The following is a 22192-nucleotide window of genomic DNA, read 5'->3' as shown; positions in this document are numbered from 1 at the left end:
TTCATTTGGCCTTGCGAAGCCGGTTGCGACCGCTTAAAGGTCCGGCCGGAGCGGGCGATTAGCTCAGTTGGTAGAGCGCTTCGTTTACACCGAAGATGTCGGCGGTTCGAGCCCGTCATCGCCCACCAAGATCCCGGATTCCGGGCGCGGCCTCAAAGCCGCACCCCCTTTCATGCCGGCACCAGTCTACTTCCTGATGTAGCAGGTCTTCTTCGCACGGGGAGCGGGATTCTCGTCAAAGGCATCGTTGCCGCAGCGCACGCCGTTCCTGAAAACGCCTTGCGTGAACCGACCGCGCGCTCCGTATCTGACCACTTGGCGGCCACGGAAATCACAGAACTGATTCTCCCGGGCGCAGGCCACCCATCTGCCGCGGCCCTGGCCGTAATCATCATCGCCGTAATTGTCGCCGTCGTCATCATTGTCGCCATAGTCGTTACCGCCGCCGCGCCTCACGATGTAGCAAGCCTTGTCGCGGCCAGGCGCCGGGTCGCCAAAGACGCGATTCGTACACGGCACGGCACGACGATCGATGAAGCGCGAAGTGGTCTGGCCGCGCGCGCCGTAGACCACTTCCGAGGGGTAGGGCAGGCGGCACGTGCCGCCTTCATCGGCGCATTTCTGCATGCGCTGGGCCGACGCGGTGGCGGGGAAAAGGATAGAAACTGACGAGGCCAGGCCGACCAGGCAAATGAATGTAAACGTCATCCGGATCAAAGCAGTGAAGGTTTTTGACATGATTTTGTCTCCCGTTCGATTCGACCAGCATGGTACAGCTGCCTTGTTAAATGCACGATGAATGAAAGCCCTCGCGGAGGCAGCACAATGATCGACCATCCACGGCGGCTGATGTTACAGCTGCTATTGGCATTGGCAATCTCTGGTATTGGGCGCTTCGCCTATGCGGGGAATGTGGGCGACGGCGTCGACCAGCCCGCCGCCAAGGCAGCCTTGCTCAAGGCCTATCCCGGCCTTTTCACCATTTCGGGCAATGTCCTGACCTGGACCGACGGCACCACCATGGTGTGGAACGACGGCAAGGCGCGCGACGCCGACGCGCTGCTGGAGAGCCCCGACATCGAAGACATGTTTCGCTACGTCTATCCCGGAGCAGCGGAGGGCGCCCCGGTCCCGGCGGAGGATTTCGACCCCGGCCGCATCCGCAATGAACCTTTCTTCGAGAAGCTCTACGGGGCAAGTGCCGCCGAGGTGGGCAAGCACATCGCCAACGTCAAATGGTTGCCGAAGCTCGGCAAGCTGGGCAAGGTCTCCGCTGCGCTTGAGGCGATGCCCGCGGAGCTGAGCCGTTACGGGCTCAAGCCCGGCGGCGGCTTTGTCTGGCGGCCGATCGCCGGCACCGACCGGTTGAGCGTTCACTCGTTCGGAGCGGCCTTCGATATCAATGTCGGCTTCTCCGACTATTGGTACAACAACAGGAACAAAACCAACCCGAAGGCCCACATTCCCTTCAAGAACCGGATTCCGCTGGAAATCGTGAAATTGTTCGAGAAAAACGGCTTCATCTGGGGCGGGCGCTGGTATCACTACGACACCATGCACTTCGAGTACCGGCCTGAGTTGCTGCTGTACAAGAAATCCGGCTGATCACGGCGGCAGCAGCCGGAAATCCTTGCCTTCGGGCAGCAACTGGCCGCCGTCGACGACGATGGTGGTGCCGGTGATGTAGCTGGCATCGTCGGAGGCGAGGAACAGGAAGGCGTTGGCGACGTCGCGCGGACTGCCGAGGCGTCCGAGCGGGATCGAATCCTCCATGTTCTTGATGTAGGCGGCGCCGCGATGCAGCTCGATCGCTTCGGTCAGGATGTTGCCGGGCTCGACGCCGTTGACGGTGATGCCGTAGCCCGAAAATTCCAGCGCCGCCGAGCGGATGAAGCCGTTGATGCCGGCCTTGCTGGCGGCATAGTGGCCGTGGCCGGGGCTGGTGACGTGCGGACCGGTGATCGACGAGGTGTAGAGCATGCGCCCGTAACCTTGCACCTTCATCGGCGCCAGCGCCGCCAGCGTGGCATTGAAGGTGCCGCGCAGATTGACCGCCATCACCCGGTCCCAGTCGTCCGGGCTGGTGTTTTCGATCAGCTGCCAGGGGTAGATGCCGGCATTCTGCACGACGATGTCGAGGCGGCCATGGCGGCTCAGCGCCAGCGCCACCGCAGCTTCTGCATCGGCCATTTGCGAGATGTCGGTGCGAATGAAATCCGCGCCGTCGAGCTCGTCCGCGGTCGCCTGGCCGGCTTCGGCATCGCTGTCGGCCAGGACCAGCCTTGCGCCTTCCTCGGCAAAGCGCAGCGCAATGCCCTTGCCGATGCCGCGCGCGCTGCCGACGATAAGCGCGACCTTGTCTTGCAGCCGTCCGGTCATGTGAGCTGTCCTGTCATGCGAGTCTTTGGCGAATGGTTTGCTTGAAGGCGTCGAGCAGCACGGCGGCGAGCACCAAAAGGCCGTGGATCACCTGGGTGAAATTGGCCGGCAGGCCCATCAGATTGATCGCCGTGTTGATGGAGGAGAGCAAAAGCACGCCGGCATAGACGCCGGGCAAGGTGCCGACACCGCCTTTCAGGCTGACGCCGCCGATGACGACGGCGGCAAAGGCGTTGAACAACAGCCCGGTCCCGAGATTGGCGGTGGCGCCCGAGGTGCGGATGGCGAGCAGCCAGCCGGCGAGGCCGGCAATGGCGCCGGCAAGTACGAAGGCGATGATCAGATTGCGGTTGACGCGGATGCCGGCGCGGAAGGTCGCGGTCTCGTTGCCGCCGATCATCACGAGGTGGCGGCCGAACGGCGTCTTGGCCATGATCAGCGAGAACAGGACGAAACAGGCGACGGCGATCCAGGCGGTCAGCGGCAGGCCCGCCAGCCGCTGGATGCCGAACCAGCGGATGGCCGGCGCCAGATCCTGTGCCGAGCGGCCGCCGGAAATCACCAGAACCAGGCCGCGCACCCAGATGTAGGACGCCAGCGTGATGATGAAGGCGCTCATCTTCACCTTGACCACGAGATAGCCGTTGAAGGCGCCGATGAGGCCGCCGACGGCGAGCGCAACCAGCAGCGAAACCGGAACCATCAGCCACTGCGGATTGAGCTGTATGCCCATGCCGATGCCCGACGAGCAGAACAGGATGCCGACCGCCATGGCGCTGAGTGCGGCCACCGATTCCACCGACAGGTCCATATGGCCGGCAATGATGACCAGCGACAGGCCGATCGACATCACGCCGAGAACGCTCGAGGCCTCGATGATGTTGGCGAAGATGCCGAGCTGGAAGTAGTTGGGGACGAAGATGGAAAAGACAACCAGCACAAAGATCAGCATGAACCAGACGAGGTTGTCGAGGACGAACTCCAGGGCTTTGCGGCTGCGCGGGTTCATGGGCTGATCCGGTTGGCGCCCCTCGAGAAAATCAGGCTGAGAAATCAACTCGATTTCGTCGGGTTCAGGCGCGGGTTTAGGTTCGCCACGGCGTCCTGGGTCGCGGCGTCGTGAAAGGGCAGGCTCCGGGCCGCAACGACCCGGAGCGCTTCGCTAAGCGACTATTCGACAGACTTGATCGTGTCCGTCGGCGGCTTCTGGTTGCCCCAGAAGGCCGGATTGTCGACGTTTTCCTTGGTGATGGCGGCGCCCGGGATCTTGATGTTGGGGCCCCAGCTCTCCTTGGTCACGGTCGACTTCAAGCCGAGCACGTCATACTCGCCAGGCTTGATTTCCTGCTTGCCGGCGATCTTGTCCATGAACATGGCGACGGCTGCGGCCTGCGCGTAGAGCGGTTGCTCGACTTCGACATTGAGCCAGCCCTTGCGGATCAGGTCGAGACCGACCGGAGCGCCGTTCGAGCTCATCAGCATGACGTCGCCCGGCTTCTTGCCGGCGGCCTCGAGCGAGGCGACGGCTGCGACCGACAGGTGCGCGGCATGGCTGAAGATCAGGTCGATGTCGGGGTTGGCGAGCATCTGGTCGGCAACGATCGTGCCGGCGTTGCTGGCTTCCCATTGCATGGCCGGCAGCGAGATGATCTTGACGTCAGGAAACGCCTTCAACTTCTCCTCGAAACCCTTCTGGATGTCGAGCGTGTAGGGATCGCCGGGATCGCCGAGCACCTGCAGGATCTTGCCCTTCACAGAACCGTTCTTGGCGGTCAGAAGCTTTTGCGCCTGCTCGGCGGCGACGTAGCCGATCTCGACCGTGCCCGCCACCGAGGTGAAATCGGACGGGGTCGAGGTGATCTGGCGGTCGAACTCGACCACCGGGATGCCGGCCGCACGCGCCGCTTCGATGGACGGCTTCAGCGCGTTGAAATCGACGGCGGCCAGGATGATCGCCGCCGGCTTCAGCGCAATGACGTCGTTCATCTGCGATTGCTGCGCGTCGGTCTTGTTGTCGGCGTTGAGTGTTTTCACCTCATAGCCGACCTGCTTGAGGAACAGCTCCAGCGCGCTCACCGAGCCGGTCTGGAATTCATCGAGCAGGGTCGGGACCATATAATAGACGGTGCCCTTGGTCTGGGACATTGCCGGCGTGAGCGAGGCAAGAGCCAGTGCCAGGATACCGAAGACAAGAACCAGTATTCGCTTCATGTCGTTCGCTCCTCTTTTATACCGGACCCCTCTTTTGTCCCTCAACTTGCCGGTCCGGCACCGGCAAGCGTCTCACCGGTGATCATGTTGATCACCGCATCGGGACTTGTTTTGTTGCGTGCGACATCGCCGGCCACGACGCCTTGCCGGATCACCACGATCCGGTCGGCAACCTGGAAGGCCTGTTGCATGATGTGGGTGATGATCACGACGCCGATGCCCTGGTTGGCCACCTGGCGGATCATCTCGAGACCGCGCCTGGTCTGCTCGACGCCGAGTGCCGCGAACGGCTCGTCCAGCAGCACCAGCTTGCCGCCCCAATGGACGAAGCGGTTGAGCTCGATGGCCTGGCGCTGGCCACCCGAGAGGTGCTCGACATTGGTGCGCAGCGACGGGATGCGGGTGCCGGCACTTGCCAGCGCCTTGCCGACCACCGCCTCCATGGCGCGTTCGTCGAGGATCGGAATGCCGAGAACCTTGCGGGTGATCTCGCGGCCCATGAAGAAATTGGCGACGACGTCGACATTGGTGCACAGCGACAGGTCCTGGTAGACGGTCTCGATACCGGCAGCCTTCGCCTCGGCCGGCGTCTTCGCCAGGAATTCCTTGCCCTCGAACAGCATGCGGCCGGAGCTCGGCTCGAGGCCGCCGGCGATGATCTTGACCAGCGTCGACTTGCCGGCGCCATTGTCGCCGAGCAGCGCCACGACCTCGCCCTTGCCGATCGAGAAGCTGATGCCTCTCAGCGCATGGATGGCGCCATAATTCTTGGTGACGTTTTCGAGTACCAGCAGCGGTTCGGTCATGCTGCCACTCCCTTGCTGTGCATGAGGTCTGACCGGCGCTCGCGCTCGGCGATGAACATCTGGCCGAAGCGCGGCGAGAGCACGCCGGAAACGGCCAATGCGGCAGCGCCGCGCAGCACCGAATGCTGGCCTCCGGTCGCAACCATCACGCGCGGTGTCTTGCGGTCGCGCCGCGCCGAGATCGAATTGGGAAGCTGTGCCGCCGCGCTGACCAGTCTTTCCAGCAGGTCCGTGGGCGCAAGCCCGCCGAGGATGACGGTTTCAGGGTCGAATATATTCTCGATGGTGACGATGGCGTTGCGGAAGATCGGCGCGACTTCGGCCACCCAGGCGGCGTCGCTGATGTTGCGGCGGCGACGTGCTTCGAGCGAGAGATACCGTTCGAGGCAGCCGCTGTTACCGCATGGGCAAGGCTCGCCACCGGGAACGGCAGGGATGTGTCCGATTTCGCCGGCATTGCCCCAGGCGCCGCGCATCACCGCGCCGTCATGCACGATGACGCCGCCGAGGCCGACGCCGAAATAGAGGTAGTAGTATTCGGAATAACCGGAGCCGAGACCATAAAGCCGTTCGCCCATGGCCGCCGCCGCCATGTCGGTTTCGAAGAAGGCCGGCAGCCCGGTCGACGCCGCCAGCCGTTCCGGCAGCGCGACATCCTTCCAGCCGGCCATGGTCGTCGGGCCGACGAAGCTCATCGACTCCACGCCGAACGGTCCAGGCAGCGCCATGCCGATGCCGAGCACGCGTCCGCCGGGCCGCAGCGCGGTCAGCTCGGGCACCATCGCGCCGATCAGCTCGAAGGCATGGTCGGGCGTCGCATGCGGCGCCTCGCGATGCATGCTCTCGATGACATCGCCGCTGAGATTGATGAGCGCCGCGTCGATCCCCAGCGGGGTGAGGTGGACGCCGACGGCATAGCCGCCCTCGGGGTTGATCCTGAGCGTCGCCGGCGGCAACCCGCGTCCGCGCGGCTCTTCGCGCAGCGACAGCACATAGCCATGCTCTTCGAGTTCGCGAACGATGGTCGATACGGTCTGGACGGTGAGGCCAACGCGGCCGGCAATGTCGCCGCGAGCTATGGGACCGTGAAGGCGGATGGACTCCAGCACGATGCGCCGGTTGTAAGGCCGCCCGAACTCCTGATTGGTTCCCCGCAGTGCCATGTCCCGCGCCCTTTAGGAAGGCTAAGACTTGCACAGGCAATTTATTCAGTCAAATGGAATTCAAAAATAATTCGGAATGGTTCCCAGACGCGGTGCAGGACCTGTCCCATGCGCCGCGCTGGCCGATTGCAGCCGGGCTGAAACCACCGCAATGGTGAATGACGTCAGGCGGGCGCGGGGCTCGCCCGACCAGTGATCCAGCAGGAAAACCGATGATCGAATTGCCTTTTGCGCGCGATGAGTACCAGCGGCGGCTCAAGAAGATCCGCGCCGAGATGGCGGCGCGTGGGCTGGAACTGCTGGTCGTCAACGATGTCGCCAACCAGCATTACATCACCGGCTATGACGGCTGGTCGTTCTACACGCCGCAGATCGTGCTTGTCCCGATCGAAAACGAGGCCGAGCCGGTCTGGATCGGCCGCGCCATGGATGCGGCAGGCGGCTTGCTGACGGCCTGGATGAAGCCGGAGAATGTGGTCGGCTTCCCCGAGGACCACGTGCAGCGCGCCGATCGCCATCCGATGGACTGGATAGCGGCCTGCATCGTCGCCAAGGGCTGGGGCGCGAGACATATCGGCATCGAGCTCGAAGCCTATTATTTCTCGCCGAAGGCGCATGCCCGGCTCGTCGCCGGCCTGCCCAATGCGAAATGGCACGACGCCGATCTGCTGGTGAACTGGATCCGCGCCGTCAAATCCGCGCCCGAAATTGCTTATCTGCGCAAGGCGTCGACACTTGCCGAATCGGCGGTTTCGCGGGCCTTCGAAGTCATCGCGCCAGGCGTGCGCGAATGCGATGCGATTGCCGCGATCCAGGCGGCGCAGATTGCCGGCAGTCCAGACTTCGCCGGCGACATCACGGCACTGCCGCCGACCATCCTCGGCGGCGAGAATGCATCGGCTCCGCACATCATGTGGAGCGATCGGCGCTTCGGCAAGGACGAAACGATTGCGCTCGAACTTGCCGGTGTCTGCCGCCGCTATGCCGCAGGCCTCGCCCGAACGATGCAGCTCGGCAAGACGCCGGCCCGTGTCGCCGACACCGCAAAGGCGGTGATCGAAGGCATGGATGCGGTGCTCGACGCGGTCAGGCCGGGGACCACAGCCGAAGCGGTCGAGGCCGCATGGCGCAAGGTTATCCAGCGCTACGGGCTGAAGAAGGAATCGCGCATCGGCTACTCCATCGGCGTCGCTTATCCCCCGGATTGGGGCGAGCACACGATCAGCCTGCGGCCCGGCGACAAGACCGCGCTGCAACCCGGCAACGTCCTGCACTCCATTCTTGGCATGTGGATGGATGGCTGGGGCATCGAGATCAGCGAGACCATTCTGGTGACCGAGACCGGCCATGAGACGCTGACCAAATTCCCGCGAGACATCCATGTCAAATCCTGACCGGTCGGCAGCACCGGGCGGTGCCGCGCCCCCGCATCGATGCCGGAATTCTCGATCGGATGGTCGAGATCCGCCGTCATCTGCACCGCCATCCCGAATTATCGAACCGAAAGATTGGGACGGGAGCTTATCTCAGGCCGATGCTGGCCGGGCACGGGATATCAGACACTCCGCGACGTCGCCCGCTACGGCCTGGCCGTCGATATCGTCGGCTCCGCGAGGCCGTCAATCGCAATGTGGCGATAAGGTGATGCATGCCTGCGGCCATGACGCCCATGGCTCGATGGGCTTCGCAGTGGCCGTGCATCTGCCTCAGCCCAGGGACAGTTTTGTCGGCACGGGTCCGCGCTTGGTGCGACCCTGGATCGCGGAACCAGCGGGCAGGGCGCGGCGAAGTTGGGCAGCAACCAGCCTGGCTTGACCCTACAGATACTGCTCGACCTTCTTGCCGACGGTCAGGAAGCGCAGCGGGTCGATGGCCTCGCCATTGTGGCGGACTTCGTAGTGCAGGTGCGGGCCGGTCGAACGGCCGCTGCTGCCGGTTTTGCCAATGATGTCGCCGGCTGCGAGTTTTTGGCCGACGGCAACGTCGATCTCGCTCAGATGGCCGTAGCGCGTGGCAAAGCCGTTGCCGTGATCGACCTCGACCATGCGGCCATAGCCGCCGTTCCAGCCGGCCTTGGTAACGATTCCGGCCGCCGTGACCTTGGCTGCCATGCCGACCGGCGCGCGGAAATCCATGCCCGAGTGCAGGGCAGCGGTGCCGAGGATGGGGTCAGTGCGCACGCCGAACGGGCTGGTGACGGAGTGGCCCGGCGCCGGGTTGGCGAGCGGCAGCCGCCGCGCCTCTTTCTTCAACTGGTCGAGCGTATCCAGCGCCTCGTCCAGTTCCTTGACCTTGCTGTCGAACATCATCGAGCTGTCAAGCGGGATCAGCGGTCCGCCGACATCGCTTTCGTTTTTGCCGAAATCACTGTCGACCGGCAGACCGGCCGCTTCCAGCGCCTGGGTGATGGCATCGGCGTTCTTGTAGGCGTTGTCGGCCAGGGTTTCGATGCGGGTGAGTTGCTGGCTTTCGATAGCCTTCAGTGAATCATTGATCGAGACGAACAATTTGTCGGCACGGTCCGCAGCCGTTTCGCTGGGCAGCGGGTCGGAGCGTGTCGACCACAGCGAGAATGGCCTGGTGTCGCCCGAACCGAGGCTGGCGACCGAATAGGCGAGTGGCTCGCCGCCAGTCAGTTCGGCATGTTCGTCGGGTTTTGTTGTCGCTGCGGCATCAGCGGTTGGCAGCGTGCCGACCTCGTTTTCAGCCCGCTCGAGAATCGGGCCGAGGCGGCCATGGCGCTGACTGAGCTGGCTCTGCCGCTCGATCAATTCGCTGACCTTGGTTTCCATCAGTTTTTGGTCGAGAAGCTGGCGGCTGGTGATGCGGTCGACCTGCGCGCGCAATGCGGAAATGCGATCTTCATAGGCCTGCTGCATGCGCGCCTGCCGGGCCGTGGTGGCGCCGATCAGATCGTCGCGCAGTACGAGATAGGAGGTCGCCAAGAGATAGCCGGTGGCGATCGCCGCCAGTGCCGAGCCGAGAAAGGCGACGAGCCACGGCCGGATGGTGAAATGCCGTATTTCATTGCCCCGCGCAATGATGACCGTATGCGGCTCCTTGCGCCTGCCGAAGACCGCTGACTGACCGGTTAGGTTCACGGGACCAAGCTTTCGTTACGACACCAACGAAGCCCGATTACACATTATTAGGGTTAACAAAGTTTTGCCGTCGCGGGCGCGCTAGTGACCAACGGTGTCAGCCAACCGCATATATGTCTTATGCCCCTAATGCACTGCGCGGCGTTGGCCAGATCGGTGGCGCCTCAGAGCGCGCGGACCGCCTCCAGCACTGCTTCGGCATGGCCTTTCACCCGGACCTTGCGCCAGATCCCGGCGATCCGCCCGTCCTTGCCGATCAGGAACGTCGCCCGCTCGACGCCCATATAGTTGCGGCCATACATCGTCTTTTCGACCCACAGATTGTAAGCCTCGATCACCTTGCGCTCCTCGTCGGCAACCAGGTCGACGGTGAGATCGTATTTGGTTTTGAACTTGTCGTGCTTCTTCACGCTGTCCGGCGACAGGCCGATCACCACGGCGCCGGCCTTTTCGAACTCCGGCTTCAGCTGCGAAAAGCTGATCGCCTCATTGGTACAACTTGTGGTGTCGTCCTGCGGATAGAAATAAAGTACAACGGGCTTCCCCCGCATCGAGGCAAGGCTGATCGAGCCGCCGCCGTCGCGCGGAAGATCGAATTGCGGCGCAACGTCGCCAACGTCGAGATCAGCCATATCGATGCCCTTGTTTGAGGTTACGCGGCCCTAAATCAAAGAGATAGAGCATGATGTCTGGACAAACGGAAACCGTTTGTCCGAGAAAACCGCCTCACACTTTTCGGCATCATGCTCTAGCCTGCGTCGTTATAGTGTCGGGCGGGGATTCGTCCACGATCGAATTCGCACAACGGAAAATTGCGTGGATCAGGAAGAACCGCAGCACGAGAAAATCCGGTTCAGGCGTGACGAGATCACCGACCTGGGGGCTTTCCCGTCCGCTTGCCGCGTGCCGCCGCTCGGCAAGGCACGGATCGGCCGCGGCTTTCGCATCCTTGCCCGGCTGTTTGCCGGCATTGGAGCCCTTGTGCTGCTGGCGGCGGCCGCCGTCTACGTCATCGGCGCCACCGGCATCGGCAGCGAACGGCTGCGGTTGGAAGCCGAAACGGCGATCGAGAAACTGGCCGGTTTCGACGTCAAAGTCGCCGTCGGTCCTGCCAGCCTGACACTTGACGGATCGAGCTTCATTGCGCTGCAGGTCAAGGATGTCAGCGTCGAGACGGCCGACGGCAAGCCGATGGCCGATGCCGGGCGCGTCCGCTTCGGCATCCGGCTGGTCCCGCTGCTTTCGGGCGAGGTTCGGCTGACCAGCGCCAGGATTTCCGACGCCCATATCGTCACCGCGGCAATGCCGTCGGGTGGTGACTGGACAGCGCGCCTGCGCAATCAAGACGGTCTCATCGATCCGGAAAAACTGGCCGCCGTCGTCTTCAGTGACGTCAATCGTGCACTCGATGCCGTGCGCGAGGATTCGATGCGCCGCATCGATCTTAGAAATGTCGCGTTCGAGCTGCCCGAGGCCGGATCGGTCAAGCTGGTCACGATCGCCAACGCCACGGTGCTGCAGTCAGGCCCCGGCAGCATGGAGTTCTCGTCCGAGGCGGATGTCGATGGCCGCGCGCTCACCGTCACGGCCACCGCCACCCGCGATACGAGCTCGATGCGCGTCACCGCCTTGAACGCCGCCATCGACATGGCGGATGTCGCGGAGACAACGCCGGCGGCCGGCGGGCGAACCGGCGCGATGGCTTTGAAGCTCACGGGATTCGAAGGCTCGGGCGAGACCGATTCGCGGCTGACGGGCTCGCTGTCGCTAACCGGCTCGGTGCTCGACCTCGGCACACGCGGGCTGTTGCCGGCCGATGTCGATGTCGACGCCGCCCTTGTCTCCGGCTCCAACAAGATCGATGTCGGCAGGCTGGTTCTAAAGACCGGGCGCTCGGCGTTCAATTTCGCCGGCTCGATCGGGCCAAAGCCGTCGACCGGCGCGGCCGGCGAGGAGCCTTCCTATCGTTACGACCTGACCAGCGACGGCTCGACGCTGGCGCCTTCGGAATCGCCCGAGCCGGCGCTGAATTTCTTCGCCCGCATCGCCGGCGTCTATCAGATCAAGAGCCGCAAGCTTGTCGCCGACCAGATCGGCATCAGGTCGGGATCGGGGAGCGAAGTGCTGGGAACCGCTGCGGTTTCCTTCATCGACAACGGACCGCCGGGTATCTCGGTGTCGCTCAACGTCCACGACATGGCGGTCTCGCACGTCAAGCAATTGTGGCCCTGGTTCTCGGCCAAGAACGCGCGGCTGTGGGTGCTGCAGAACCTGTTTGGCGGCCGCGTCGTCGATGCCAGCCTGCAGTTCCAGGTCGTGCCGGGGCGTCTCGGCAACGGCGTGCCGCTTTCGGCCGACGAGGTGTTCGGCCGCTTCCAGGTCGAGGGCTCGCGTTTCGACACCGCCGGCCGCATCCCGCCGATACGCGATGCCGTCGGCGTCGTTTCCTTCCACGGCAACGATGTCGACGTCGCGCTGTCGTCGGGCAGCGTCTATATGCCGAGCGGCCGCACCGTGGCGGCAAGCAATGGCACACTGTCGGTAAAGGCGGCAAACCACCCGCCGGTGATCGGCGCGCTCGACATCGACGTCGCCGGCGAGGCGCCGGCCATCGCCGAACTTGCCTCCTACGAACCGATCAACGCCATGCGCCATGTCGGCATCTTGCCGGACGACCTGTCGGGCACGGTGACCGGCCACGTCAAGGCCGACATTCCGTTGCAATCCGGCGTCGACACGTCGAAGCTCGATTGGCTGGTATCGCTCGACTACAAGGACCTGTCGCTCGCCAAGCCGTTCGAAGGCCAGATGGTGACCGATGCCGACGGCTCGATCGAAGTCGGGCCCGGCAAGGCGGTGATCTCTGCCAAGGCGCGGCTGAACGGCATTCCAGCCGAGCTCGATCTGGTTGAGCCGCTCAGGGATGGCGGGCCGCCGCGCAGCCGCAAGGTGGCGCTTGTGCTCGACGACAAGACGCGCGCCATCGCCATGCCTGGCCTGTCGCCGCTGATTTCCGGCACCATCAAGGTGGCAATCGACAAGAGCGGCGAAGGCGGCAGCCAGAACGTCGACGTCGACCTGACGAGCGCCAGGCTGGACATTCCCTGGGCAGGCTGGAGCAAGGGGCCGGGCATTCCCGCCAATGCCACTTTTACCATGAGCAAGTCCGGCGATACCACGACGCTGTCCGACTTCGACCTCGACGGAAAGAGCTTTTCGGTCGAAGGCGATGTCGTCCTGGTCAAGGGCGCGCTGTCTTCGGCCCGCTTCAGCAAAGTCGCCTTGAACCGGGGCGACGATGTCGCCGTGACGGTGAAGCGGTCGGGCAAGGGCTTCGCAGTCGATGTCAGCGGCAACGCGCTCGATGCCCGCTCGCTGATCAAGCAGTTCACCTCCGATGTCGATACCGCCACCAAAACCACCGGCACGGACGCGGTTTCGGTCAGCGCCGACGTCAATTCGCTAACCGGGTTCCATGACGAGGTCCTGTCCAATTTGAAGCTCGACTACAGTGCCGCCGGCGCCAGGGTGAACAGGCTCAAGGTCAGCGCCGCGGCAAGTTCCGGCGCCGCCATCACCATCAGCAATACGGCAGGCAATGGTGCTCGCGCGCTCACCATGAAGTCGGCCGACGCAGGCGCCATATTGCGCTTCCTCAACATCTACGAGCATATGGAAGGCGGATCGATCACGCTGGCGCTCAGCGGCGCAGCCGACGGCCCGATGCGTGGACAGGTCGATTCGAGCAACTTCTTCATCGTCAATGAACCGAAGCTCGCCTCGATCGTCTCGACCACGCCAACCGGCGACAGCCGCAGCCTGAACGAAGCGGTCAAGGGCAAGATCGACACTTCGCGGGTAAAGTTCGAGCGCGGCTTTACCGAGATCGACAAGGGCAGCGGTTACCTGAAGCTGGCCAACGGCGTGCTGCGCGGCCCGCGCATCGGCACCACCTTCCAAGGCACGCTCTACGACCAGAACAACAATATGGACATGACCGGCACCTTCATGCCGGCCTATGGCCTCAACCGCATCTTTGGCGAACTGCCGCTGGTCGGCGCGCTGCTCGGCAATGGCCGCGACCGCGGGCTGATCGGCGTCACCTACCGGCTTAAGGGCAACGCCAACAAGCCGGTGCTGGACATCAACCCGCTATCGGTAATCGCGCCGGGCATTTTCCGGTCGATCTTCGAGTATCGCTGAGGATCCCAGAAGACGGCTCAGGCAGGCCGCACAAGCACGTGCTTTTTCTTGCCCACTGAAAGCTTTGCGACGTTTTCCGGACTCAAATCCTGAGGCGTCACCATCCGCCGGTCGTCCGCCACCGGCTGGTCGTTGAGGCGCACGGCGCCACCCTGTATGTGACGCCTTGCCTCGCCGTTGGACCCGGCAAGGCCCCCGCTGACCAGCAGCGACAGGATGCCGATGCCGGCTTCCAGCGCGGCGCCGTCCACTTCCACGGTCGGCAGCGTTTCGGCCGTCACGCCTTCCTCGAAGGTCTTGCGCGCGGTCTCCTCGGCTTGTTGCGCCGCCTCGCGGCCGTGCACGATGGCCGTGGTTTCGGTGGCCAGCACCTTCTTGGCCTCGTTGATCTCCGAGCCGCCAAGGGCGGCCAGCCGCGTGATCTCCGACAGCGGCAGCCGGGTGAAGATCTTCAGGAAGCGCTCGACGTCGGCATCCTCGGTGTTGCGCCAGTACTGCCAGAAATCATAGGGCGAGAAGAGGTCGCCGTTCAGCCACACCGCCCCCTTGGCCGATTTGCCCATCTTGGCGCCCGACGATGTCGTCAGCAGCGGCGTGGTCAGCGCATAAAGCTGCGGCGTGCCCATGCGGTGGCCGAGATCGACGCCGTTGATGATGTTGCCCCACTGGTCCGAACCGCCCATCTGCAGCCGGCAGTCGTGGCGGCGGCTGAGCTCGACGAAATCATAGCCCTGCAGGATCATGTAGTTGAATTCGAGGAAGGACAGCGACTGTTCGCGCTCGAGCCGCAGCCTGACGCTGTCGAAGGTCAGCATCCGGTTGACCGAAAAGTGGCGGCCGACATCGCGCAGGAACTCGACATAGTTGAGCTTCATCAGCCAGTCGGCATTGTTGACCATGATGGCGTCATTGCCAGTGTCGCCGAAGCGCAGGATGCGGCCAAAAATTCGCTTGATGCCTTCGATGTTGGTGGCGATCGCCTCGGGCGTCAAAAGGCTGCGCTGGTCGTCACGGAAGGACGGGTCGCCGATCATCGAGGTGCCGCCGCCCATCAGTGCGATCGGCCGGTGGCCGGTCTCCTGCATCCAGTAGAGCATGGTCGCCGATATCAGATTGCCGATGTGCAGGCTGGTCGCCGTGGCGTCGTAGCCGACATAGGCGGTCACCGTTTCCTTCGCGAAAAGTTGATCCAGCCCGGTCTCATCCGAAATCTGGTGGATGAAGCCGCGCTCGCTCATAACGCGCAGGAAATCGGACTTGAAGGCGGGCATTGTTTCTTCCTGAAAGCGCCGGGTCCGAACGGCCCGGCATGGCCTGAACGCGGGCGTTTAGCATCCAAGCGCGTCAAGCAAAAGTGGTTTCCGATTTTGCGCCGGCATGGACAGCCTATTCTGCACTGCCGCGCATGCTTGCTTCATCCTGTCGGCTGGCGTAATGAGGCGCCGCGCCAACGGGTTCGATCCGCTGGAACGGCACCGCACGGCATCCACCGAATGCCATATCTTGTGACAGAGCCCGACGCGATATGCCGGACGCATTGATATCCATCGTCATTCCCTGCCGCAACGAGGCGGCGAACCTGCCGCTGCTGATCGACGAGATCGAGGCGGCGATGACCGGGCGCGACTTCGAAATCATCGTTGTCAATGACGGTTCGACTGACGACACCGCTTCGGTGCTTGCCGCTGAAGCCGCCAAACGGCCGTTTCCGCTTCGCCAGCTTCGGCACGAAAAATCCGCCGGCCAGTCGCTTTCGGTGCGCTCGGGCGCCTGGGCGGCGCGCGGCTCGATAATCGCCACCATCGACGGCGACGGCCAGAACGACCCGCAATATATCCCCGTGCTGGTCGATGCGCTGCGTCGGGCAGGGCCCGATTTCGGCGCCGCGCAGGGGCAGCGGTTGAAGCGCCGCGACAGCAAGATCAAGCAATTGGCATCGCGTTTCGCCAACTGGCTGCGCGGCGCGATCCTGCATGACGACACCCGCGACACTGGCTGCGGCTTAAAGGCGATCCACACCGATATCTTGCGCAAACTGCCGTTTTTCGACGGTACGCATCGTTTCGTTCCGGCGCTTGTCATCCAGGAAGGCTACCGCGTCGTCCATTGCGACGTCGTCGACCGCTCCCGCCGCCACGGCAAGTCGAATTACGGCATCTTCGATCGCGGCCTGCAGGGCGCGCTCGATCTCGCCGGCGTCTGGTGGCTTCGGCGCCGGCGCCGCAAAATGCCAAAGGTAGAGGAAATCACGCATGGCTAACGTGTTTCAGGAATTGGCGACCTGGCTGCACCAGGTTTTCGTCAAGCAGTTCGACGCCTGGGTTCTGCTCGGCTTCGTTGCCCAGTTCTTCTTCACCATGCGCTTCCTGGTGCAGTGGATCGCTTCGGAAAAGGCCAAGCGCAGCGTCGTGCCGATCGCTTTCTGGTTCTTCTCGCTGTTCGGCGGCGGGCTGCTGCTGGTCTACGCCATCCAGCGTGAGGATCCGGTGTTCATCGCCGGCCAGGCCATGGGCATGGTGATCTATGTCAGAAATTTATGGCTCATCGCCAATGAGCGCAAGGCGGCGATGACCAAGGTCGACTGAGCCACCAGTCCCGCCAAATCCAGTCTGTCCGGTGTCGAAATGAGCAGGAACTACATCTTTCTCTTCCTGTTCAGCCTGATGATGACGGCGTCGGGACTGGCCTCTTTGCCGCCGCTCGACCGCGACGAGCCGCGCTTCGTCCAGGCGACCAAGCAGATGAGGGAGACCGGCGACTATGTCGACATCCGCTTCCAGGACGCGTCGCGCTACCAAAAGCCGATCGGCATCTACTGGCTGCAATCGGCGGCGGTGACGCTGAGCGGCGAGGGGGCACAGGCGCCGATCTGGATCTACCGGCTGATCTCGGCGCTGGGCATCGCCATCGCCGTCGTCGCAATCGCCTGGACCGGGGCCAATCTGTTCGGCGCCAATGCCGGTCTTGCCGCCGGCCTGGTCATGGCGGCGATTTTCGCCACCGCCTTCGAAGGCCGCGACGCCAAGACCGACGCGATGCTGCTTGCCTGCTGCGTTCTGGCGCAAGGCGCGCTGGCGCAGATTTATCTGGCATCGCGCCGCGACGAGCCGGTCGCCGGCCATCTGCCGTGGATTTTCTGGGCGGCGCAGGGGGCGGCGATCCTCATCAAGGGGCCGATTGCACCGCTGCTGTCGGCGCTGACGGTGCTCACGCTGGTTGCCTTCGAGCGCGATTGGTGCTGGCTGACAAAGCTGAAAGCGGCGCGAGGGCTGGCTCTGGTTCTGCTCATCGTGCTGCCTTGGCTCGCCCTCATCACCTGGAAGAGCAACGGCGCCTTCCTGCAGCAGGCCGTCGGCAAGGATATGCTCGGCAAGGTCGCGCAAGGCGAGGAGTCGCACGGCGTTCCGCCGGGCTTCTACGTGCTGACCTATTGCCTGTTCATGTGGCCGTTCGGCCTTGTGGCGCTCGGCGCTGGACTGCAGGCGCTCAACCGATTGCGCGACGATCCGCGCCTGCGTTTCTGCCTCGCCTGGTACGTTCCGTTCTGGCTCGTCTTCGAATTGATCCCGACGAAACTGCCGCATTATGTGCTGCCGGCCTATCCCGGCATGGCCCTGCTCATCGGCTGGCTTTTGACGCTGACGCCGCAAGAGGCAAATGCGCCGCTCAGGCGCTGGCAGACATGGCTGTGGTGGGCGACCGCATTCGGCACCGTTCTGGTGACAGTCGGTCTCGCCGTGCTTTGCGTCGGTGCGCCGATCTATCTCATGAAGACATTTTTATGGTGGAGCGTTCCGGCCGCCGCGGCAGCATTGGGCGCCGGCTACCTCGCTGTTTCGCGCCAGACGCTGGTGCCGCTGGTCCGCATCGGCGGGGCTGCGGTTTGCGCCGGCATAACCTACGCCCTGCTGTTCGGTGTCATCGTGCCGTCACTGAAACCGATTTGGATGAGCCGGGAAATCGAGGCGGCGGTTCGCGCCGATCGTCCCTGTGAGATGAGCGTGCTCGCCTCCGCGCAATATCACGAACCGAGCCTGGTATTTCTGGTGGGCACAAAGACGGTACTGACCGATGTCGACGGGGTTGCGCAACATCTGCTTGGCGATCCGGCCTGCGCGCTGGGCCTGGCGCCGGTCGGCGATGAAAAACGGCTGGATGACCTGCTGGCAGGGCAAGGCAAGAAGGCCAGCCGCGTCGCCGAGATCGACGGCATCAACTATTCGTCAGGTGATAAATTGTCGCTCGGCCTGTACCGTGTGGCGAACTGATAGCTCTTCAATGATCGCGCCGAGCTCCGCATGTTGATGAAGTCGCCATCGCCGGCGCGTGCCGCTTTGCCTGCCATGCTCCGGCAGTCTGTCGCTAATTTCCGCGATACTTTCGGGATTGTACGGCATCGCCTGGCGACGCGCCCGGCGCGCTACCCGAAAATCCTGTGGTCGGTCTGGGTTGTGGCCTGGCTTTTGCTGACGATCGCGGTGTCGCTCCGTTTCGACCATCTTGCAGGGACCATGGCGAGGGAGTGGGCTTCAGGCTCGACCAATGTCTTCCGCATCGCCGCGTTTTTTACCTTCTTCGGCCTAGGCGGCTGGTATCTTGTCCCGTCGGTATTGGTGCTGATTGCCGCGAATCTGACGGATTGGCGCAGCCTTTCCCGGCGCGCGCGGATGACCTTCTACAACTGGACCTGCTTTGCTTTCATGGTGCTGGGTTCGATCGCACTCTCGGCCATGGTCGTCAACGTGCTGAAATATGGCGTGGGCAGAGCCAGGCCGATGAATTTCGACAAGCTCGGCGATCTGTCGCTGCATCCTTTTTCCTTGGAGGCGCGCTTTGCCAGCTTCCCGTCCGGCCATGCCACGACCATGGGCGTCATTTTCGGCATTGCACTGCTGTTGTTGCCCCAGCGCAGATGGGTGCTGCTGGCAGCAACCTTGTCGGTCGCATCGACCCGGATCTTTATCGGCGCGCACTACCCGAGCGACACTGTCGCCGGATTCGGCCTTGGCTGTGCTGTTGCCATCGTCTGCGCGATGGTGCTTGGCCGGCTGGGATGTATCTTCCGCTACACGGCGTCGGGGTTGCCGGTGGCAAAAACTACGTTCCGCCTATTCCGTCGGGCTCGCAAACCAAACCAAAACGATGCGCCGAGACAAGACGAATTTCCGCATTGGAGCAGCGCCGGCAAGCAACTGAATTGCTGACGCCTTTGGAACCATCTAAGACCACCCCAGCTAGCTGTCGATGCCACCCCAGCTCCGCACCAGCCGAGCCATGTCAGGCGCGCCGGCGGCGTCCTTCTCCAGCCCTTCGGCGACACCGACGCGGTCGGCGACAGGCCGGTTCTGGCTGACTTTCCACTTGCCGCTGATTTCGGCGATCTCGATCTCAAGCCCGACAATGCCCTTGATTTGCGACTGGATGAAGGTCGGCGGCGCATCGGTCACCGCCCAGGGTGCCTCGCGGGCGCCTTCCTGCGACAGCGTCAGCTCGGTGATCTGCTGTGCGATCCAGGCGGAATCCTCGATCACTCTGACGGTTCCTCGCACCTGGACAATGGCGTAGTTCCAGGTCGGCACGACCTTGCCGGTCTCGCGCTTGGTCTCGTACCAGGACGGCGTCACATAGGCGTCGGCGCCCTGGAAGACGACCAGCACCGGCGATGTCGGATTGTCGGCCAGCTGACGCCATTGCGGGTTGGCCCTGGCCAGATGGGCGCGCAGCCGGCCATTCGGCCCAACCTCTGCATCAAGCAGGAAAGGAATGGCATTGGCGACCGGGCCATCGGTGCCGTTGGAGATCAGCAACCCCAGCGGATGCGTCCGGATCAGCCCGTGCAGGACGTCCGGCCGCGTTTCCTGGAAATGGGGAGGCTGGTACATGATCGGTCATGCCTTCTTGCGCTGGCTGAACCGGCATTGTGCACCGTTCAGCCGAGCCGCGCCACATGTCAGGCTGGCTTCACCGTTTGGATCAGCCGAAATGGCATTGTCGCGCCCATGATGGGCACGACTGTGACGGCATCGGACCGGGAGTTTTTGTTTTGACGCAATTCCGGACGGAAAACCCGTTTGCACTTTTCCTGGAATTGCTCTTAGCGCAGCCGCTTCGGCCGCGGATCGGACAATTCGCCGGCCAGCCGTCGGTCGAGATAGTCGGCGCATTCCTCGAGCAGCAGATCGGCGTCGTTGGCGAAGAAGTGGTTGGCGCCGGGCAAGGTCTTCTGCGTGATGGTGATGCCCTTTTGCGTGTGCAGCTTGTCGACCAGGCCCTGCACATCCTTGGGCGGCGCCACCTTGTCGGCATCGCCATGGATGATCAGACCCGATGACGGGCAGGGCGCCAGGAACGAGAAATCATAGGTGTTGGGCTGCGGCGCGATCGAGATGAAGCCCTCGATCTCGGGCCGGCGCATCAGAAGCTGCATGCCGATCCAGGAGCCGAAGGAATAACCGGCCACCCAGCAGCTCTTGGAATCCGGATGCAGCGACTGCACCCAGTCGAGCGCTGCGGCGGCATCCGACAATTCGCCGGTGCCGTGGTCGAATTCGCCCTGGCTGCGGCCGATGCCGCGGAAGTTGAAGCGAAGCGTGGTGAAATCGCGCTTCTGGAACATGTAGAAGAGGTCATAGACGATCTTGTTGTTCATCGTGCCGCCGAATTGCGGATGCGGATGCAACACGATGGCAATCGGCGCGCTCTTCTCCTTGGAAGGCTGGTAGCGGCCCTCCAGGCGGCCGGCCGGACCGGTGAAAATGACCTCAGGCATGAAATACTCCAAATGGCATACGAATGCGCGGCGCCCGGAACAATTCTTACTCCAGCCCCAGCCCTTCCGGGCCTTGACGCAGGGCAAGCGTCTTCTTAGAAGCTAGTTTAGAATTGTTCAAAACTGGATAGCCAGCCGTGACGGCCCGGCCATCCTCGCCGCAAGCCGCGTAAATAGGACGTCTTGCCTTGCAATTTCAAGGAAATAACGCGCTATCCTTGCGGAAAGGGTCTTGACGGGATCGATTGGGTGAAAATGGCCGCAGCACGCGCCTATCTCGACTACAATGCCAGCGCGCCGCTCATTGCCGAGGCGCGCGAGGCGATGATTGCCGCGCTCGATCTCGTCGCCAATCCGTCGTCGGTGCATGCCGAGGGGCGCGCGGCGCGGCGCTTGATCGACACTGCCCGGCGCGATGTGGCAGCGCTTGTCGGCGCCAAGGCCGAGCATGTCGTCTTCACCTCCGGCGCGACGGAAGCCGCATCGACGCTGCTGACACCGGATTGGCGGATGGGCCGTGGCACGGCGCGCATGAGCCGGCTCTATGTCTGCGAGGCCGACCACCCTTGCCTGTTGAACGGCGGCCGCTTCCCGGCAACACAGGTTTCGCAGATCGGCGTCGACGCCGATGGCATCGCTGACCTCGCTCAGCTGACAGCCGCTCTGGCCGCGCATGACAAGGCCGAAGGCCTGCCGTTGGTCGCGATCCATGCGGCCAACAACGAGACCGGCGTCATCCAGCCGATCGAGGCAATCGCTGCAATCGTCAAGGCGGCGGGCGGCATTCTGGTGGTCGACGCGGTGCAGGCTGCGGGCCGCGTTCCCATCGATATGTCAGCGGCTTACGCCGACTATTTGATTCTGTCTTCGCACAAGATCGGCGGCCCCAAGGGTGTCGGCGCCGTCGTTGCGGCAGCCGATCTGATGATGCCGAAGCCGCTGATCAATGGCGGCGGCCAGGAAAAGGGCCATCGCGGCGGCACCGAAAACCTGGCGGCCATCGCCGGCTTTGGCGCCGCGGCGCGGCAGGCTTTGGCTGGACTGAAAGACGTCGAAGCGATCGCGCAACGCCGCGGCGAGGTCGAGAAAACACTCAAAACGCTGGTGCCGGACGCAGAAATCTTCGGAACCGGCGCGCCAAGGCTTGCCAATACGACATTCTTCGCTATTCCCGGCATCAAGGCCGAGACGGCGCAGATCGCTTTCGATCTGGCTGGCGTTGCGCTGTCGGCGGGATCGGCCTGTTCGTCGGGCAAGGTCGGGCCGAGCCATGTGCTGATGGCCATGGGTCATGGTGACAGCCTCGGGGCTTTGCGCGTGTCCATCGGTCGCGCAACGAGCGCCGGGGACATCGAACTGTTTCGTACGGCGCTGGCCGAAATCGCCCAGCGCCGGGCGGGCAGGGAACAAGCCGCCTGAAGGCTACAAAGAATTCAGGCCTCGCGGCCTGGTAGAGCCGTGCGTTTGCAACTGGCCGGGTGAATTCCCGGCCGAGACGCACTATATGAAACTTACGCCGCCTTCGGCGCCTCATGGGCAGCCCTCGGCGATGCCATAGTT

At 63.4% G+C, this 22192-nt stretch carries 19 protein-coding genes and 1 tRNA gene; 9 read left to right on the top strand and 11 right to left on the bottom strand.

Going from position 1 to position 22192, the window contains the following annotated elements:
- Nucleotides 1-52 precede the first annotated feature (52 nt).
- A tRNA-Val gene (locus NKI37_RS01835) sits at nt 53-128 on the top strand.
- A gap of 58 nt (nt 129-186) precedes the next feature.
- Here NKI37_RS01835 and NKI37_RS01830 read toward each other — a convergent pair.
- A complete protein-coding gene (locus tag NKI37_RS01830; RefSeq protein ID WP_352788235.1) occupies nt 187-738 on the bottom strand; it encodes a hypothetical protein in 552 nt (183 codons plus the stop codon).
- Between the two features lie 87 nt (nt 739-825).
- Here NKI37_RS01830 and NKI37_RS01825 point away from each other — a divergent pair, with 87 nt between their 5' ends.
- Nucleotides 826-1605 (top strand): M15 family metallopeptidase, encoded by a 780-nt coding sequence (locus tag NKI37_RS01825; protein WP_352788238.1) that lies wholly within the window; start codon nt 826-828, stop codon nt 1603-1605.
- Here the strand turns inward: NKI37_RS01825 and NKI37_RS01820 are convergent, their stop codons facing one another.
- The 5 genes from NKI37_RS01820 to NKI37_RS01800 form a co-directional block, all read right to left on the bottom strand.
- Nucleotides 1606-2379: an SDR family NAD(P)-dependent oxidoreductase gene (locus NKI37_RS01820; protein ID WP_352788240.1), complete on the bottom strand. Its 774-nt coding sequence runs from the start codon at nt 2377-2379 to the stop codon at nt 1606-1608. It abuts the gene before it with no gap.
- Nucleotides 2380-2392: 13 nt separating this feature from the next.
- A complete protein-coding gene (locus tag NKI37_RS01815; RefSeq protein WP_023829973.1) occupies nt 2393-3388 on the bottom strand; it encodes an ABC transporter permease in 996 nt (331 codons plus the stop codon).
- A gap of 161 nt (nt 3389-3549) precedes the next feature.
- Nucleotides 3550-4590 (bottom strand): sugar ABC transporter substrate-binding protein, encoded by a 1041-nt coding sequence (locus NKI37_RS01810; RefSeq protein WP_023684845.1) that lies wholly within the window; start codon nt 4588-4590, stop codon nt 3550-3552.
- Nucleotides 4591-4631: 41 nt separating this feature from the next.
- The gene (locus NKI37_RS01805) at nt 4632-5396 is read right to left on the bottom strand and encodes an ATP-binding cassette domain-containing protein (RefSeq protein WP_023726942.1); all 765 of its coding nucleotides are present in this window, start codon (nt 5394-5396) and stop codon (nt 4632-4634) included.
- Entirely contained in the window at nt 5393-6559 is a 1167-nt protein-coding gene (locus NKI37_RS01800; RefSeq protein WP_023726941.1) for an ROK family transcriptional regulator, read from the bottom strand. Before NKI37_RS01800 ends, NKI37_RS01805 begins: the two co-directional genes overlap by 4 nt.
- Nucleotides 6560-6771: 212 nt before the next feature.
- On the opposite strand from NKI37_RS01800, the gene NKI37_RS01795 reads away from it, so the two are divergent.
- A complete protein-coding gene (locus tag NKI37_RS01795) occupies nt 6772-7953 on the top strand; it encodes a M24 family metallopeptidase (RefSeq protein WP_023815071.1) in 1182 nt (393 codons plus the stop codon).
- 423 nt (nt 7954-8376) lie between these two features.
- Here the strand turns inward: NKI37_RS01795 and NKI37_RS01790 are convergent, their stop codons facing one another.
- Nucleotides 8377-9660: a M23 family metallopeptidase gene (locus tag NKI37_RS01790; RefSeq protein ID WP_352788243.1), complete on the bottom strand. Its 1284-nt coding sequence runs from the start codon at nt 9658-9660 to the stop codon at nt 8377-8379.
- 164 nt (nt 9661-9824) lie between these two features.
- On the bottom strand, nt 9825-10292 hold the full coding sequence (locus NKI37_RS01785) for a peroxiredoxin (protein WP_023706427.1): 468 nt from the start codon (nt 10290-10292) through the stop codon (nt 9825-9827).
- A 184-nt stretch (nt 10293-10476) separates the two neighbouring features.
- On the opposite strand from NKI37_RS01785, the gene NKI37_RS01780 reads away from it, so the two are divergent.
- Nucleotides 10477-13863 (top strand): hypothetical protein, encoded by a 3387-nt coding sequence (locus NKI37_RS01780; RefSeq protein ID WP_352788246.1) that lies wholly within the window; start codon nt 10477-10479, stop codon nt 13861-13863.
- 17 nt (nt 13864-13880) lie between these two features.
- Here the strand turns inward: NKI37_RS01780 and tyrS are convergent, their stop codons facing one another.
- Nucleotides 13881-15134: a tyrosine--tRNA ligase gene (gene tyrS, locus NKI37_RS01775; protein WP_023829968.1), complete on the bottom strand. Its 1254-nt coding sequence runs from the start codon at nt 15132-15134 to the stop codon at nt 13881-13883.
- 254 nt (nt 15135-15388) lie between these two features.
- Here tyrS and NKI37_RS01770 point away from each other — a divergent pair, with 254 nt between their 5' ends.
- Genes NKI37_RS01770 through NKI37_RS01755 form a run of 4 tightly spaced genes read left to right on the top strand, consistent with a single transcriptional unit; the run spans nt 15389 to nt 19067 of the window.
- Nucleotides 15389-16123, top strand: coding sequence for a glycosyltransferase family 2 protein (locus NKI37_RS01770; RefSeq protein ID WP_352788249.1), 735 nt, complete (start codon nt 15389-15391; stop codon nt 16121-16123).
- Nucleotides 16116-16448 carry a lipid-A-disaccharide synthase N-terminal domain-containing protein gene (locus tag NKI37_RS01765; protein WP_023669132.1) on the top strand — a complete coding sequence of 111 codons (333 nt, stop codon included), beginning with the start codon at nt 16116-16118 and terminating at the stop codon, nt 16446-16448. Before NKI37_RS01770 ends, NKI37_RS01765 begins: the two co-directional genes overlap by 8 nt.
- A 39-nt stretch (nt 16449-16487) precedes the next feature.
- Nucleotides 16488-18131: an ArnT family glycosyltransferase gene (locus tag NKI37_RS01760; RefSeq protein ID WP_352788252.1), complete on the top strand. Its 1644-nt coding sequence runs from the start codon at nt 16488-16490 to the stop codon at nt 18129-18131.
- A 30-nt stretch (nt 18132-18161) separates the two neighbouring features.
- The gene (locus NKI37_RS01755) at nt 18162-19067 is read left to right on the top strand and encodes a phosphatase PAP2 family protein (protein ID WP_352712459.1); all 906 of its coding nucleotides are present in this window, start codon (nt 18162-18164) and stop codon (nt 19065-19067) included.
- Nucleotides 19068-19097: 30 nt separating this feature from the next.
- On the opposite strand, the gene NKI37_RS01750 is transcribed toward NKI37_RS01755, so the two are convergent.
- A complete protein-coding gene (locus tag NKI37_RS01750) occupies nt 19098-19745 on the bottom strand; it encodes an FMN-binding negative transcriptional regulator (RefSeq protein WP_023700865.1) in 648 nt (215 codons plus the stop codon).
- A 212-nt stretch (nt 19746-19957) separates the two neighbouring features.
- Nucleotides 19958-20632 carry an alpha/beta hydrolase gene (locus NKI37_RS01745; protein WP_023669128.1) on the bottom strand — a complete coding sequence of 225 codons (675 nt, stop codon included), beginning with the start codon at nt 20630-20632 and terminating at the stop codon, nt 19958-19960.
- Nucleotides 20633-20887: 255 nt separating this feature from the next.
- Between NKI37_RS01745 and NKI37_RS01740 the strand changes: the two genes are divergently transcribed.
- The gene (locus NKI37_RS01740) at nt 20888-22051 is read left to right on the top strand and encodes a cysteine desulfurase family protein (RefSeq protein ID WP_027049529.1); all 1164 of its coding nucleotides are present in this window, start codon (nt 20888-20890) and stop codon (nt 22049-22051) included.
- The last annotated feature ends 141 nt before the right edge of the window (nt 22052-22192 follow it).

The organism is Mesorhizobium sp. M0626 (assembly GCF_040320665.1).
Lineage (GTDB): Bacteria > Pseudomonadota > Alphaproteobacteria > Rhizobiales > Rhizobiaceae > Mesorhizobium.
This window is presented reverse-complemented; position numbering and strand designations above follow the sequence as displayed.

What these genes read in the sequence shown, in the direction of transcription:
- NKI37_RS01830 (WP_352788235.1), bottom strand. Translation starts at nt 738, where the DNA reads ATGTCAAAAACCTTCACTGCTTTGATCCGGATGACGTTTACATTCATT.
- NKI37_RS01825 (WP_352788238.1), top strand. Translation starts at nt 826, where the DNA reads ATGATCGACCATCCACGGCGGCTGATGTTACAGCTGCTATTGGCATTG.
- NKI37_RS01820 (WP_352788240.1), bottom strand. Translation starts at nt 2,379, where the DNA reads ATGACCGGACGGCTGCAAGACAAGGTCGCGCTTATCGTCGGCAGCGCG.
- NKI37_RS01815 (WP_023829973.1), bottom strand. Translation starts at nt 3,388, where the DNA reads ATGAACCCGCGCAGCCGCAAAGCCCTGGAGTTCGTCCTCGACAACCTC.
- NKI37_RS01810 (WP_023684845.1), bottom strand. Translation starts at nt 4,590, where the DNA reads ATGAAGCGAATACTGGTTCTTGTCTTCGGTATCCTGGCACTGGCTCTT.
- NKI37_RS01805 (WP_023726942.1), bottom strand. Translation starts at nt 5,396, where the DNA reads ATGACCGAACCGCTGCTGGTACTCGAAAACGTCACCAAGAATTATGGC.
- NKI37_RS01800 (WP_023726941.1), bottom strand. Translation starts at nt 6,559, where the DNA reads ATGGCACTGCGGGGAACCAATCAGGAGTTCGGGCGGCCTTACAACCGG.
- NKI37_RS01795 (WP_023815071.1), top strand. Translation starts at nt 6,772, where the DNA reads ATGATCGAATTGCCTTTTGCGCGCGATGAGTACCAGCGGCGGCTCAAG.
- NKI37_RS01785 (WP_023706427.1), bottom strand. Translation starts at nt 10,292, where the DNA reads ATGGCTGATCTCGACGTTGGCGACGTTGCGCCGCAATTCGATCTTCCG.
- tyrS (WP_023829968.1), bottom strand. Translation starts at nt 15,134, where the DNA reads ATGCCCGCCTTCAAGTCCGATTTCCTGCGCGTTATGAGCGAGCGCGGC.
- NKI37_RS01770 (WP_352788249.1), top strand. Translation starts at nt 15,389, where the DNA reads ATGCCGGACGCATTGATATCCATCGTCATTCCCTGCCGCAACGAGGCG.
- NKI37_RS01765 (WP_023669132.1), top strand. Translation starts at nt 16,116, where the DNA reads ATGGCTAACGTGTTTCAGGAATTGGCGACCTGGCTGCACCAGGTTTTC.
- NKI37_RS01760 (WP_352788252.1), top strand. Translation starts at nt 16,488, where the DNA reads ATGAGCAGGAACTACATCTTTCTCTTCCTGTTCAGCCTGATGATGACG.
- NKI37_RS01755 (WP_352712459.1), top strand. Translation starts at nt 18,162, where the DNA reads ATGTTGATGAAGTCGCCATCGCCGGCGCGTGCCGCTTTGCCTGCCATG.
- NKI37_RS01750 (WP_023700865.1), bottom strand. Translation starts at nt 19,745, where the DNA reads ATGTACCAGCCTCCCCATTTCCAGGAAACGCGGCCGGACGTCCTGCAC.
- NKI37_RS01745 (WP_023669128.1), bottom strand. Translation starts at nt 20,632, where the DNA reads ATGCCTGAGGTCATTTTCACCGGTCCGGCCGGCCGCCTGGAGGGCCGC.
- NKI37_RS01740 (WP_027049529.1), top strand. Translation starts at nt 20,888, where the DNA reads ATGGCCGCAGCACGCGCCTATCTCGACTACAATGCCAGCGCGCCGCTC.